We start from the raw sequence: 13567 nt of genomic DNA, 5'->3' as shown, positions 1-13567 counted from the left end.
CCAATCTCTCATTCGAGAGCGAGTTTGCTTTGTTTGGTTCACAAAGCGCAGGGGAACGCATCCCGAAACTTTTCTTCCATTGATCAATGCGTCGTTTCCAAGACACGATATCGATCCTCTGAATGAAGTTCCTGTAAGGGTTGCGTCGAGTGTGTGAGGGTTCAAGGCTATTGGATAGGAGTCGAAACGAACGAACTCGGGGTCGAAGCCGCCGCGTCTTCGAACTGTGCGGCGACCGGGTGCAAGTACCGACCGTCGCGATCCCGTTCCGTTCTCGCTCTCTCTAAATCCCAAATCCGAATCGTCGTGTCAAAGCCAGCTGAGATAAGAAACTTGTCCGTTCGCTGCAAAACACAAACGGAACCGTCGTGCCCCACCAATTTCGTCTGAGGAATGGAGTCATTCCAACCCACGATCCGAATCGTGTTGTCCGCGCCTGCGACGGCGAACTGATCAGGAGCCAAAGGGATAAGTCCCATCAGTTTGCCCCCTTTGACTTCGGTCTGCCCCACAACACCTTTGGTTTCCACGTCAAAATGGACAATCCGGCGATCTTCGCCCACCGTGGTGATCGTGCTGCTGTCGTCCGAAAACTGAATGGACCGGACGCGGTTGAAGTGAACCGGTGAAGAGGCCCAAGCCGTTTTTGCATCCGCACCAAACAACTGCACTCGCAAAATGCCATCCCGACCTGCATAGGCCAAGTGTTTGCGATTCGGGGACAAAACGATCGCACGCAAATCGCTGCAATCGCTGCTGTGATCGATCGAAATGAGATTCGTACCAAGATCCAACCGATAAATATTGTTGCTGAAGCCGACGGCATAAACCGTGTTGGCATCGGTAAAGGTCAACGCGTTTAAGGCGTGCGGAACCCGGGCATCATGGAGTTGCTTCATCGATTGCGTATCCCAGATGCGTATCGATCCGTCGTTCGCACAGGAAGCGATCCGCTGTCCGTCGTCCGAGAAAGCGATGGAACGCACCCAGTCCACATGCCCTGTCCAAACGGACATTACTCGGCGATCTTGCAGCGACACAAGACGGATTGCATGATCATCCCCCGCTGCCGCGATAAATCTCCCATCCTTCGAAACGATCATCGCCGTGATCACGGGTCGTTCGATCGAGCCGGGCAAGGGTTCTAAATGGATCACCCCCATGCCGTTGTCCAGACCAGCGTTGATCGGAGCCGATTCCGCCGTCTTGGACCGAACCACAACGGACTGCAGTGCATCCTGCGCGGAGACGAAGCTCCAACCGCCGCATGCCAAGGCGGTGAACGCAATGGTTCTCAACATCCCACTGCGAGCAACCTGCATTTCGCGTCGAAGACTTCTCACCGTTGCTTCCTCCCTGAATAAATCGAGCTTTGCTTGGCTAGCAATTCAGAGGTCCTCCGAGACCTTCCGAGACGTACCCAACATCGGTTATCGACCGCAGCGCGCCGGATGCTTTGAGGAACTTGGTAAAATAAGGTGACTTTTCCGATTGCGTCGGCTTTGCGGTTCCGGTTGTAGCGTCGCGGCTTCTCCGCAAGGTAGGGAAACAGCGCAGGCCCCACCGACAACTCCCCAAAAGCTCAAATCGACAAACAGCGATCCCGCAGGGTAGGATAGAGAATTCTTCGTTGCGGGTTATCTTCCACCGGTAAGAACGGCTCCTATGCAATCCTATTCAACTTCCTGGACGCTTCGCAGCAAACGCTTGGATCTCTCGCAAGGCCCTTTGCTGATGGGGATCCTCAATGTCACTCCTGACAGTTTTTCCGACGGAGGGAGACATTTCACCGTCCAATCGGCCGTCGATCACGCGATGCGCATGGAAGACGAAGGGGCGGATATCCTCGACATCGGGGGAGAAAGCACTCGCCCCTACAGCCTCCCGGTCGACGCCGACGAAGAACTCAATCGCATTGTCCCTGTCTTGGAACGCTTGCAGTCCCGCATCCAAATCCCTATCTCGATCGATACGATGAAGGCGAGGGTGGCGAGAGCCGCAATCGATTTGGGTGCCGAGATCATCAACGATGTATCTGGCTTGGAAGCCGATCCGGAAATGATGGAGGTCGCTCTTCAAACCGAAGTGGGTGTCTGCGCGATGCACATGCAGGGAACCCCTCAAACCATGCAAGACGATCCCCATTACGACGATGTCGTCGAAGACATCCTGGGTTACTTGCTGGCTCGCAAGGAATCGCTTTTGAAATCGGGGATCGCTTACGAAAGGATCTGCCTCGATCCCGGAATCGGTTTCGGTAAAACACATGAACACAACATCGAACTTATCCAGAATGCAGCTCGATTCCACGAAACCGGGGCACCGATTCTCGTAGGCCACTCCCGCAAAGGATTCATTGCCAAGCTCCTTGGGAGCAAAGACACACCTAGAGCGATTGGGACTCTCGGCGTCTCCCTCTCGCTCGCTTTGCAACGGATTCAGATTCTGCGTATCCATGACGTGGCAGAGCACAAGCAAGCCCTGAAACTGTTCCTGGCCACCAAACCGCTCCATGGATGAGGCCATTATGGAGTACGGCCGCTATAGGTTTGGCTCCAGGCCTGCTATTTGCATTCGCAGATCCCGGACGCTGGATCGCGTCTGCCTCTTCGAGACAACTCGATGCCTCCACGATTCGTTAGTAATTGCGGAGAGACTATTCCCATCGATACAGACGGACGCCATAGCCAGGCAAGGAATCGGTGAGCTTTCCGTCCCGGCTCTCGAGAAAACGAGATTCACCCAAGACCTCAATGCGAACGCTCGAGCGAGGTGACTCCCATTCCAATTCGGTCGGTTGACCGGCCATTCCAACGACGAAGCAGTAATCGTTGCCGCCATGAGATCGCCAAGTCGCCGCGATGGAGCCATCCCCCTGACTGCTTGAAAGGGACATCAATGCCTTTTGTTCGGGCGAGTTGATGACGGCTGCCAAGGATTGGATTTGTTCGTTGATTTCGGTGATACCAGCCAGCAACTCCGCATCTTGCAACACCGATGCCTCGACAAAGTTGGGCTCGAACTGATGAACGAAGTAAATCAATCCTCGCGACCCATGGACAATAGACATCCATACTTCGGCGCGGATCTCTTCCACGGTCGGCTTGCGTTTCGCATTGCTGATACGACTGCATTCAATGCAATTCCAGACGACTTGCTCGTCCGTCGCCCATTCTCTCAACCGCTTCACCCCCTGCGCGACAAACTCCAGTTTGCCCGCCACCTCCGGTTTGTCATGAACCGCGGGATAGATATCGAAGGAGACGATGTCGCATCCTCGAATGTACTCGGGGTAATCGTCGGGATGGTTGCGTCGCGTCCCTCGCCCGATGTACTGGTCATACGCAACTCCTTGCCCCAAGTTGAGCAGTACCGGACGACTCGGATCCTTCTTTTGGATGGCCTGATAATCGCGGACAATTTTTTCGGGCAGAATAGGCGGATCGTACCCTTTTCCATCTCGCTTCGCCTGCGCGTTGTCCGGCTCATCACCGTGCATCCACGCAATAATAATGTCTCGGTGCTCGGAACGGAGCGCGACATCATTTTGATCGCAAACCACTTTCATGCCAGCTCGATCCAGTTGCTCGAGTTGATCCTCGGTGGGTCCGCTCCATAGTCCAACATAGGTATTGATCCCGGCCGCTCGGTACTTCGCGGCATTGCGAGGAGCTTGAACCCAAACCGCGATGGGAAAGAATGCTGGGTCGGTAGGAGGCCCATTCTCCCAACGCTCATAGCGTTGAGGGGGCGTACCCCACACCCATTGGGCGCAAGCCCCTAGAAGCGACAATCCCACTGGAAGCCCCATTGCACTCAACATCCAAAAACGTCGAGTTGTTTTGCGATCGACTGAACCCATCATCTACTTGCCCTCCTATTGAACGATTGTCACGAATTGTCACGTTTTCGTACTTGCAAGACCACAATCACGAAAGCGGACGCGAGAAAGAGGGACGCGGGACCCGCATAGCGCTCATTCGGCGGCTCGACAAGGATGACCAGCAGCATCTTTCCAAGGCTCCATCCAATCGCCAACCACACGATCGTTTGAGCAGCTCGCATCCTTTCGATCGCTGTCGCGCTGACAGATCTCTCCCCTACCTCGTTCTGCTGAGCGATTCGAGACGATTCCGACCGCTCCTGCATGCGCAACCAATCGTTGCACCAAAACCATCCCACGATAGCGATCGCAACCCATACCAGGGGGTTGCCACCTAAGGAACGCGCCAGTTCGATCGCAGCATGTTTCATCGCCCGCAGGAGCCAAACTCCGTACTCCTTAGGGGAGGCCATTAGGACTTCTCGCGAGAACTGGCTCAAACGAGCATTGATCTTTTTGGGTTCCCCCTCCTCCAATTCGGACGCGATCGGGACCGCGATCTCCCAAACCATCGGATTGAACTGCCGGGATACCGAATCGAAAGCACCGGACGTATCCCAATCCGATCGCTTGGATCTTTCTGCAATGATTCTGTCACCTAACTCTCGCGACTTCTCGGACAGACCCGGCAAATGCTCCGGTGCAACAAATTGTCCTGATATTCCTACGATGTTGTAACCGCCAAAGGAGACTAGTCCAAAATGCCCGACCAGCACCCAGCGCAGGGTGCACCACGCGAAGAAGGGGACGATCGCGATGAAGCTCGCTCGATAGAAACTGCGTCGAGACTCCTGGTCCCAATCGAATAGCCATCCTCTTGCGATCCAAGTTGCGATGGGAAGCCAGGGAAGCAAAAAAAGATAAACGGGCTTGGTCTGATATGCAGCGAACACCCAGACACCTGCCATCACCATCATGCCCCATCGTTTTGGAAAGTAGATAGCGACCAACCATGCGGAAGCGGCCAGGAGGGAGAAGGAGCAGGCGAGCAAATCGGGGGTGATCACCGAGGTATATCGCCAGGCGAAGGGCAATCCGTAGAGGGGGAGTGAAGCCCCTAGCGCCATCGCCCGCGGGAATCGACACGATCGGAGCGCCCCTCCCCAAACTCCGATCGAAATCACCCAAATGACCGACTGCAGACAGGGGAGCCAGTCGACTGCACGGGCTCCCAACAGGGCCCCAGCTATCTTGAGGAATATGGGGTAAACAAATGTCCGCGTCTGCTCCAAAGCGGCTGGGCTTAGTAGCGACGGAAAATTTTCATAACTTTCCGTATCGACTTGCCGGATGGGTTGCAGTGCACCGAGCGACCAAGCCAGCACCAAAAACGAACAACCTGCTGCACCATATAGGAGCATTCCGTCGCGGCGAGAAGACGACAAACGGGATTCCATGTTCGTGAAGTTACTTTCTTGCGTGGTCCAAATCCGATCGATGGGAATGGGCGTCCAGTTTCGCGTCGAGCAATCTTTCGAACCAACTCAACTCCTTGGCGATCCCTTCGCTCAAGGAACGCTGTCTCCATTCCTCAGGCAGGACCGTCCAAGCATACGTTTCGACTTCGAAATGTCCGGCAGGAAAATGGTCCGTTCCGATGCGTGGCACCAGAACGTCGAGGCAGCGCTCGATTTCCGATTGCGTCGACTGCAGGGCCCCGAAAGAGGACTGGTAAATCGGAACGTGAAAGTGAATCCGCCATTGCGAGTCTGTCGGTGCAGCCCCTTGTTTGACGAGCAGATCCGGCAAATCCTCATACAGCGTTCGATGACCTCCGGCTTGCACGTGGGTTTGGTGCAGGTAGCGATCTTCGGCGAAAGCGTGCAGTTGCTTCCAAGCCTGGTCTCGATCCCCCTGATCCATAGAGTGCCAAGGAACGTCGAGGGCCGAGGAGACTTGTACCTTGCCGACACGTATACCCACCTCGAAGGTTTGTGATAACTCGATGGCTTGATCTTCGTACATTACCGCCGCGTGGCAAATATCGTGGCAAAGCGTGACGTGCCGGCGGGCGATCTCTCGTTCCGATTCGCTGGAAAGGGAAGGAAGGAACGACTCGACGTAAAAGCGACGGAACGACTGGCTGTCGGAGAAGATGCAACCGGGTTCGGGTTCGATCGCTATGAGAATGGTGCGTCCCGTTTGCTCACGGAGCGCGTGCAGCCGGCGGGCCAGCTCCGACCACTGTTGGCAAACCCTTTCGATTTGGTTTGCAGTGAGCGGAGGGGCTCCCCAGGCGATGGGGAGGGTGGAAATGGTGCCGATCGCGTCAGGGGGGAGGAGTTGGTGGAGAAGCTCGGCGAGGCTCCATGTGTACTCCAAGCGGGCGGATTGGTACCAAGTCGGCTGATAGACTCGATGCTTGACGATGGGTTCGTGAAAGTCGCCTTGCGGAAACCCGTTGAGGGTAAAGGCGTGCAAGGACTCCGACGCGAGAAACCGACGCAGTGTATCGAGAGATCCGGGCAAGAGGGCTTCGCGAGCAGAGACTTCGGAGAACCAAAGCCCCAAGCCTAGATCTTGCGTAGGACGCGGTGAATCGGGGGTGCGATGTAGCAAATCACGGACAGGGACGGAAAATTTCTTAAGCGTTTCCAGAACGGTGTTAAGGTCGCGCCCGGCGTGAACATTGGTGCAGTACCCGGTTCGGACCGAAGCCTTTTGGGGGGGTGCGTTCAATGGAGAAGATCCCTTCGGTCGGAAAATGGAGCAGATAGGAAGGAGGGGATGGGGCCTGCGGCAGGAAACGCGGCTTGGCTAGTGGGCGCGGTGGACTAAACTATTGGTTTTAGCTGACAAGCCGCTTTTGAGAAACCTGCCTTTATGCTTCGCTATTGGACCGCTGGAGAATCGCACGGAAAGGCTTTGATCGCGCTCGTCGATGGTTTCCCTGCCGGTGTCACGATCGATAACGAATTCATCGACCGAGAATTGAGGCTTCGTCAGGGAGGCTATGGTCGAGGCGGTAGGCAAAAGCTGGAGCAAGACCATGCCGACTTTTTGACCGGCGTTTGGCAAGGGAGCACTCTGGGCTCTCCCATCACGATGCAGGTCGTGAATAACGACTACAAACTGGAGCGGCTCAAGGAATTGGAGCGGCCCCGCCCTGGTCACGCGGATCTGACGGGTGCGATCAAGTATCTCGGTTCGATCCGCGGAGTCTTGGAGCGATCCAGCGCGAGGGAGACGGCCGCTCGTGTCGCAGCAGGGGCCTTGGCTCGATTGCTTCTTCGCGAGTTCGGCATCGAGACGCTCGGCTATGTGGTCGAATTGGGGCAAATGCCGATTGGGCGTGGAGATACGCTGAACCTGACCGTTCCTGATGCGCGGGAACTTCGAGACCAAAGCTCGATTTACGCGGTGGATCCCTCGATGGACAAGGAAGCGGAGCAGTATATCGACCGAATGGCCGACGAAGGAGACACGCTAGGTGGGGTAATCGAAGTTCGCGTCGATGGCCTTCCTTTCGGGCTGGGAACCCATGCGCAGTGGGACCGAAAACTGGACGGGAAACTGGCGCAAGCAGTGATGGCGGTGCAGGCGATCAAGGGAGTGGAGATTGGGATGGGATTTGAGGCCGCGCGCCGCCCTGGTTCCCAGGTGCACGATCCGATCCACTACGACGCAGCTCAAGCACATTCCCCCAATTTGGGCTATGTGCGTCCCACCAACAATGCAGGGGGACTAGAAGGTGGCATGACCAACGGCCAAAGCCTGATCCTGCGAGCCGCGAAAAAACCGATCAGCACCCTGCGAAAGCCGTTGGATTCCATCCGCATGGCGGACAAGGTGTCTCACCGAGCCAGCTACGAGCGGAGTGACGTGTGCGCTATTTCTGCAGCGGCGATCATCGTCGAGCATGTCGTCGCGTTTGAAATCGCCGCCGCCTTCATCGAGAAGTTTGGCGGAGATAGCTTGGTCGAAATGAAGGCCAGGTACCAGCTTTTTCAGGAAATGGCCCGAGGTCGATAGATCGGGATCCCCATTCTCCTCGAGAGTTTGGGTCCAGCAGGAGATGGAGTCTTTTGTTCCTTCTCGTTGGAAAGGTTGGGCTGAGTGAGCCGATTGTGCCGATTTGCATTTGCCGTTGCTCATGCGTTTCGGAACGCTACAATTCGCGTTTCCCGCCTCGGATTTGGCGGTTTTATAACGTTCACTAAGAGAAAACCTCGTTGTTTTCCGGAGTTTAGGAAACATGAAAGTCGTTTCGTCCATCGGGGCGTTGAAGTATCGACATCCTGACTGCCAAGTGGTCCGCCGCCGTGGACGCATTTACGTCATTTGCAAAAGCAACCCCCGCTACAAGGTGCGTCAAGGGAACGCGAAGTGCAAACGCCGAAAGCGGTAGCATTCGGTAGCGTATGAAACTTCGCATCGGAGTTATCGGGCAGGGACGCGATTGGCAGTCGAGATATTTGCCAGCTCTCCGATCGATGCGAGAGAGGTTTCAAGTCGTCGGCATTTACAACAGCGTTCATGCTTTAGCGGAGAATAGCGCCCGCGAGTTGGACGCTTTGCCTTACGCCAGCTTCCGTGAGATGATGGAAAATCCGTCGCTCGACGCTGTCATGGTGCTGGAAGACGACTGGTATCAACTCACTCCCTTGCTCGCGGCCTGTGACTACGGCAAGGCAATCTTCTGCGGTGCCGAGATCGACCTCAGCGCTTCTGCCGCGATGGATTTGAAAAACCGGATCCAATCCGCCGGGATTGCCTTCATGACCGAGCTTTCGCGGCGGTTCGCCCCTGCAACGCTCAGGCTCAAGGAGCTGATCGCAACTCGGTTAGGTCGACCAAGACTCTTGTTTTGCCACCGACGGTTGACTTGCGAGAACAAAGACATTCGTCACGCGCGGTCGCTGGAGGCGAGATCCCAACGCGAGCTGGTCGAGCTCATCGACTGGTGCAATTACATCGTTGGCGAGACTCCGGAATGGGTCCAAGCGATCCGCCATGCCAGCCGCGACTCGGTCGCTACTGCCGATTATCAAATCTTCAGCTTAGGTTTCGGGTCGCCCGAGCAAGACTCCAAGGCAATCCTAGCGCAAATCAGCTGCGGTGCTTATATCCCGGAAGTATGGCATGAAGCCATCACCTACCGACCTCCAGCTGCAATACAGGTCTGCTGCGAGAAGGGACTTGCATTCGTCGATTTACCCTCCACACTCGTGTGGTTCGACGATGCAGGGAGACATCAAGAAGCCTTGGACACCGAGCTATCTGTCGGGCAACAAATGTTCAGCCAGTTCCATCGGGCCGTCACGTCGCTTGTGTGCAATTCGAGCGATCTAGAAGACGCATGCACCGCCCTAGCGATACTCGATCTGGCAAAGAAAAGCATGGGTGCTCAAGCTCGAATCCCACTGCAGCTCCCTTAGCAGAATTCGACAACCGGAGCGGCTTACGAGGCAGATTTCTTTCCACGCTCGGACTCCCTATCACCCAAATCGTGGGCTGTTACAGGTCCTCGACGTCCATCGAGAGCGGTTCCATCACCTTCGTATTCCGCTCCACGGCGATGACCACAGTCTGCTCATCCACTCCATCGCGACTCTTGGCTGTTGCAGGCAAGACTTGTCGACGATCAGGGAGGGGGAGTCGAACAGAGAAACTCCCATCGGAGCGAACCTTCACCGGCTCACCCCCCACATTGACATGGGCATCGGAATGAGTGGAACCAAAGACAATCAACTCAGCATCCACTTCGAAATAGAACTGCTTGTTGCGTTTGAGACTCCCTTCCGCGCCCGATCCGAATTGCGAGAGAACGTCGGTATCCATCGTTCGCTTGAGACGCTCTTCGAACACCTCGGCTAGATCGCCAGATTGCGTGTCCTCGTTATACCCGCCGCTCATGGCGTAGATGCGTTCGGCGTCCTTTGCAATGTCCGCCCAATGATCATCGACGACTTCTTTCGAGCCCGCCATTGGCATTGTGACCGTATTGCTCCGCACGAGCTCATAGAAACGGCCGTTCGAGGTGACATAACCCAGTTGCACTTTGAACGAGCACCCAGGCACTTCGATTTGAAGGTACCAATTGCGCACACCGCCGTGAATCTCGACGTCTTGAAAAACCGTCTCAGCGTTATTCGTCGTCCCATTGTCATCAAGCTTGAGGAGCCGAAGAATCGGCTTCGCCGTGTGCCAATGCTCCGCGATGGAAACCCGGGCCCGCTCCACGGTTTGTCGAGTGATATCCCAATGCGCATGCAGCCAAAACGCGTCCCGCACCATCAGGATGAGGCGATCCTTCCCTTTCTCCAGGGGCGGAACCTGCGTGTTGGAGACGAGGGATGGCTTGGGCGCGGGCTGCGCGAGGTCCTTGCGAGACTCCTTATTAGCCTGCGCCGATCGGATTTTGGCGACGATATCGGGATTGGTGTTGGAAGGGGGCGGTGCAAGCTCGGTTTTCTTGGCAGCCGGCTTCATTGTCTTCGCAGCGCTCGTTGGCTCCTTCGCTTTGACCGCGGATTTGGGGGTTGCCCCTTCTTTCTTGCTCACCGAAGAGGGTTTGACCGGAACAGATGCGGTGCTTTTCGCGGACTCTTTCGACGCTAATGCAGGTTTCCCGCCCTTCGATGGCTTTGGAATCGCAGCCATTTCCTTTGCCTTGGGGATCACCCTCTCGGCCTTGGCATTCTTTGCCGCCTTGGAGGACAGTGGCTTCGATTTGACCGTTCCCGCTTTCTCTTTTACCCCTTTCACTGCGCCACCTTTTGTTTTGGAGGGTGGGGGGGAAGGCTTCTTCGCAGCGGCGATCTTTTTGGTTTCTTTCGCGTCCTTCGGTGCTGCTTTTTGTGCAGATTTCGCTTTGGTCATTCCGTCAACTGACTTCTTAGGGGTCGAACGTGACTTTTCAAGGTTCTTTGCAGCCCCCTTGGCAGGGGGTTTTGATGTTTTCAGGGCTTTCGCGGTCTTTTTCGGGGCGGGAGCTTTGCCCGGGCTCCGATCCCCCCCTTTGGTGGGAGTTTTGGCGAGGTTCTTGTTGGAGCTAGCGGACTTTTTGCGTTCGGTCGACAAGGTAGCTGCTCCCAGCGTGTTCAATAAATCGGGCAAAAGCGGAGGTCACTCGACCGTCCCTGCATCTTTAATTAGTATGCTTAGCGGACTTAGGATTTCTAGAGTTTGGATGGAAAGTTAGCTAGCCCAGCCTTTCAAGCCATCGCGAACAGATTGGATCGGCTTCGCGGGTTGTCCGGGCCGTCCTCCAGAACCAATCGTGCAAATATGTCACACCAGCCTTCGAACGTCGATTCCAACCAGGGGAGCGAACCTGGCAGTGAAAGCGGGAATCGCGGAAACAAAAACTCGATCGCCCTGAATGCCTTCAGTCGCGTGATGGCCGTTTTGTTGCTAATGCTTTTGGTGGGAGTGGGCGGATCGTACCTCGACAAATGGCTTGGGACCACATTTTTAACCCTGACGGGTTTTTTGGTCGGGGGAGCCATTGCGATCGTCGGAATGATGTATGTCGTTCGAGCGGCCGAATTCGAACGCAAAGAACAAAAGCCGTCATGAAGCGGGATCTTTATTGGATCTTCGTTCTTGGGTTGGCATGCACAGCGGTGACGATTGGGATCGACCGGGTGAATCGACAGCCGGGGAGCGATCCCTGGGAAACCCTTCCTGCTCGATTAGGAGGAGTCGCTATTTGCGTTGGAGCGAGTCTCTTTAGTTGGATACTTAACACCGAGTCGTTTGAACGAAAGAACCCGGTTGCATCGGTTTTGCTCTTCACGCTGGTTCGAACGATGGTTGTTCTTGGGGCGCTCGCGTTTGCTACTGCGACAAAATGGAACAATCACAATTTTTTCGCCAGCGCCTTGGTGGGCTGTTATTTTTCTTTTCTAGCATTAGAATCCTGCCTCCAAATTAGTCGTTCCCATTCCCGAATCTAACCCCGCCTCCCAAGCATGGCCTCCGATATCCTCCATATCAAAGACGGATACTATTTCGAGTTGCCAAAGTTCATGTGGCGCAGCTCGCGAGAGAAAGCCGCGGACTTCCCCAAGTGGATGGTAAGGCTTGACTCTGGATTTCAATCCGAAGAGGCCGACACGATCATCGCGGGCCTGAAGGAAATGGGTGTCAGCGACGGAGATTTGACTACACTCAAAGAAGACTGGCAGCATTGGCAGCACGAGTCGGCGGGCAATCATAGTTGGCCGTTGGATGCATACCTAGAGAAACAATCTGCCATCGTTATCTCGCGAGCTAAGAATTGGGCAAAGACCAAAGCTCCGAGCGCAGTCGATGGCGTCAAAGCTTATTTGGCCGAGAATCCACAGCCAAAAATCGAATGGTTCATCGATATCCAAAGCGATGAGGCGACCGCTGCCAAATGGCGAGCCTTGAAGGCTTCGATCAATTCGGACGAAGTGGTTTCCAAGTTCGTCACCGAGGGATCCGGCAAGGATTGGTCTTCGGAAAAAATCGCCGAATACAATCAGAGCCTTCATGGCAAGGTTTTGATCCCTCAACCGTTCGCTCAATTGCGAAACGCATATGAGGTGGAATCGGGGTTCGGTATCAGTCGCTACATGATCATCGAGGTCTTGGTGGCGATTGTCGTCTTGCTCATCTTCCGCTGGCTCGCCAAGAGGGTCTCGACGACGGATGCACCGAAGGGCAAGGCTTGGAATTTGCTGGAGGGATTTGTTCAAGCGGTTCGAAACAACGTCGTCGTACCAGCGATGGGCGAACACGATGCAGACAAGTTCATGCCGTTCTTTTGGTCTTTGTTCTTCTTCATCCTTGGCTGCAACTTGGCAGGGATGATTCCTTGGGTTGGAGCTCCGACCGCTTCGTTTGGTACGACCTTCGCGTTAGCATTGATCGTCTTTATCGTCGGTGTAGCGATGGGTATCAAAACGTTTGGTGTCGTCGGTTATCTCAAGAACATTTGTCCCTCCATGGGGCTTCCCATTTACTTGGCAGTCTTTATTGTTCCTTTGATTTGGATCATCGAGTTTGCTTCTTTGTTTATCAAGCACGGCGTGTTGGCGGTGCGATTGTTGATGAACATGGGTGCAGGTCACTTGGTCCTGTTGGGGATTTTGGGGATCGGTATCAGTTTGCCGGTCGCTTCTTCTCTTAGCACTCCTGCTTGGATGGGAGTCGCGGGGATCTCGGTTTTGGGAACGACGCTGTTGAGTGTGATGGAGTTATTCGTCGCGTTCTTGCAGGCTTATGTTTTCACGTTCCTCGCAGCGCTCTTCGTAGGAAGCGCGATGCACCACCACTAAGAATCCATCTTTGGCTCGTTGGTGAGTCAAGGTCGTTCAGCTCATTGTTTTTCACTTGCTCTGGAATCAGGAGATTTTGAAAGTGTTTAATGTTCTTCGAATTGGCTACATGGCCCTCGGTATCGTTGCTCTGATGGCGTTGCCCGCTTCCGCACAAAGCACTGGCGGAATGCCAGGAGCTATCGGTGCTGGTCTCGCTGTGATCGGTGCTGCACTCGGCATTGGTATGCTCGCCAAGGGAGCTGTTGAATCGATCGCTCGCCAGCCAGAGTCCTCCGGAACGATCCAAGTTGCGATGATCATCGCAGCGGCTCTGATCGAAGGTCTCGCGTTCTACGCTGTGTTCGTTTGCTCGCAACAGAACCCATTCGCTGGATCGTAATGTCGTTTGCCGATCCGAGAGGGTCGCAGCCGTTTTTGAATCGTCTTCAACTTT

The 13567-nt window shown here is 55.0% G+C and carries 13 protein-coding genes; 8 read left to right on the top strand and 5 right to left on the bottom strand.

All coding sequences use genetic code 11. From position 1 onward, the window contains the following. Nucleotides 1–167 precede the first annotated feature (167 nt). On the bottom strand, nt 168–1343 hold the full coding sequence (locus tag VN12_RS20590) for a WD40 repeat domain-containing protein (protein WP_146678564.1): 1176 nt from the start codon (nt 1341–1343) through the stop codon (nt 168–170). 322 nt (nt 1344–1665) lie between these two features. Between VN12_RS20590 and folP the strand changes: the two genes are divergently transcribed. Next, on the top strand, nt 1666–2520 hold the full coding sequence (gene folP / locus VN12_RS20585) for a dihydropteroate synthase (RefSeq protein ID WP_240491208.1): 855 nt from the start codon (nt 1666–1668) through the stop codon (nt 2518–2520). Nucleotides 2521–2656: 136 nt separating this feature from the next. On the opposite strand, the gene VN12_RS20580 is transcribed toward folP, so the two are convergent. From VN12_RS20580 to eboE, 3 genes are read right to left on the bottom strand one after another with little or no spacing between them, the layout of a single operon-like run. After that, nucleotides 2657–3865, bottom strand: a complete 1209-nt coding sequence (locus tag VN12_RS20580) for a hypothetical protein (protein WP_146678563.1) — start codon at nt 3863–3865, stop codon at nt 2657–2659. A gap of 26 nt (nt 3866–3891) precedes the next feature. Next, nucleotides 3892–5280 carry a hypothetical protein gene (locus VN12_RS20575; protein WP_146678562.1) on the bottom strand — a complete coding sequence of 463 codons (1389 nt, stop codon included), beginning with the start codon at nt 5278–5280 and terminating at the stop codon, nt 3892–3894. A gap of 10 nt (nt 5281–5290) precedes the next feature. Then, the gene (gene eboE / locus VN12_RS20570; RefSeq protein ID WP_146678561.1) at nt 5291–6562 is read right to left on the bottom strand and encodes a metabolite traffic protein EboE; all 1272 of its coding nucleotides are present in this window, start codon (nt 6560–6562) and stop codon (nt 5291–5293) included. A 144-nt stretch (nt 6563–6706) separates the two neighbouring features. Between eboE and aroC the strand changes: the two genes are divergently transcribed. From aroC to VN12_RS20555, 3 genes are all read left to right on the top strand, one after another. Then, nucleotides 6707–7855, top strand: coding sequence for a chorismate synthase (aroC, locus tag VN12_RS20565; RefSeq protein WP_146678560.1), 1149 nt, complete (start codon nt 6707–6709; stop codon nt 7853–7855). A gap of 223 nt (nt 7856–8078) precedes the next feature. After that, the gene (ykgO, locus tag VN12_RS20560; protein WP_146678559.1) at nt 8079–8231 is read left to right on the top strand and encodes a type B 50S ribosomal protein L36; all 153 of its coding nucleotides are present in this window, start codon (nt 8079–8081) and stop codon (nt 8229–8231) included. A 13-nt stretch (nt 8232–8244) separates the two neighbouring features. After that, the gene (locus tag VN12_RS20555; protein WP_146678558.1) at nt 8245–9261 is read left to right on the top strand and encodes a Gfo/Idh/MocA family protein; all 1017 of its coding nucleotides are present in this window, start codon (nt 8245–8247) and stop codon (nt 9259–9261) included. A 79-nt stretch (nt 9262–9340) separates the two neighbouring features. Here the strand turns inward: VN12_RS20555 and VN12_RS20550 are convergent, their stop codons facing one another. Continuing rightward, nucleotides 9341–10906 (bottom strand): DUF4912 domain-containing protein, encoded by a 1566-nt coding sequence (locus VN12_RS20550; RefSeq protein WP_146678557.1) that lies wholly within the window; start codon nt 10904–10906, stop codon nt 9341–9343. Between the two features lie 207 nt (nt 10907–11113). On the opposite strand from VN12_RS20550, the gene VN12_RS20545 reads away from it, so the two are divergent. The 4 genes from VN12_RS20545 to atpE all read left to right on the top strand — a co-directional run bounded on the left by VN12_RS20545 (nt 11114) and on the right by atpE (nt 13513). After that, a complete protein-coding gene (locus tag VN12_RS20545) occupies nt 11114–11404 on the top strand; it encodes an AtpZ/AtpI family protein (RefSeq protein ID WP_146678556.1) in 291 nt (96 codons plus the stop codon). Then, nucleotides 11401–11784, top strand: a complete 384-nt coding sequence (locus tag VN12_RS20540) for a hypothetical protein (protein ID WP_146678555.1) — start codon at nt 11401–11403, stop codon at nt 11782–11784. Before VN12_RS20545 ends, VN12_RS20540 begins: the two co-directional genes overlap by 4 nt. A gap of 15 nt (nt 11785–11799) precedes the next feature. Continuing rightward, nucleotides 11800–13131 carry a F0F1 ATP synthase subunit A gene (atpB, locus tag VN12_RS20535; RefSeq protein ID WP_146678554.1) on the top strand — a complete coding sequence of 444 codons (1332 nt, stop codon included), beginning with the start codon at nt 11800–11802 and terminating at the stop codon, nt 13129–13131. A gap of 82 nt (nt 13132–13213) precedes the next feature. Next, nucleotides 13214–13513 carry an ATP synthase F0 subunit C gene (atpE, locus tag VN12_RS20530; protein ID WP_409994260.1) on the top strand — a complete coding sequence of 100 codons (300 nt, stop codon included), beginning with the start codon at nt 13214–13216 and terminating at the stop codon, nt 13511–13513. Nucleotides 13514–13567: the final 54 nt, after the last annotated feature.

The organism is Pirellula sp. SH-Sr6A (assembly GCF_001610875.1).
In the GTDB taxonomy this organism is placed as follows: Bacteria; Planctomycetota; Planctomycetia; order Pirellulales; family Pirellulaceae; genus JBKCUI01.
Note: the sequence above shows the minus strand (reverse complement) of the source record. Positions and strands in the feature narration are given on the sequence as shown.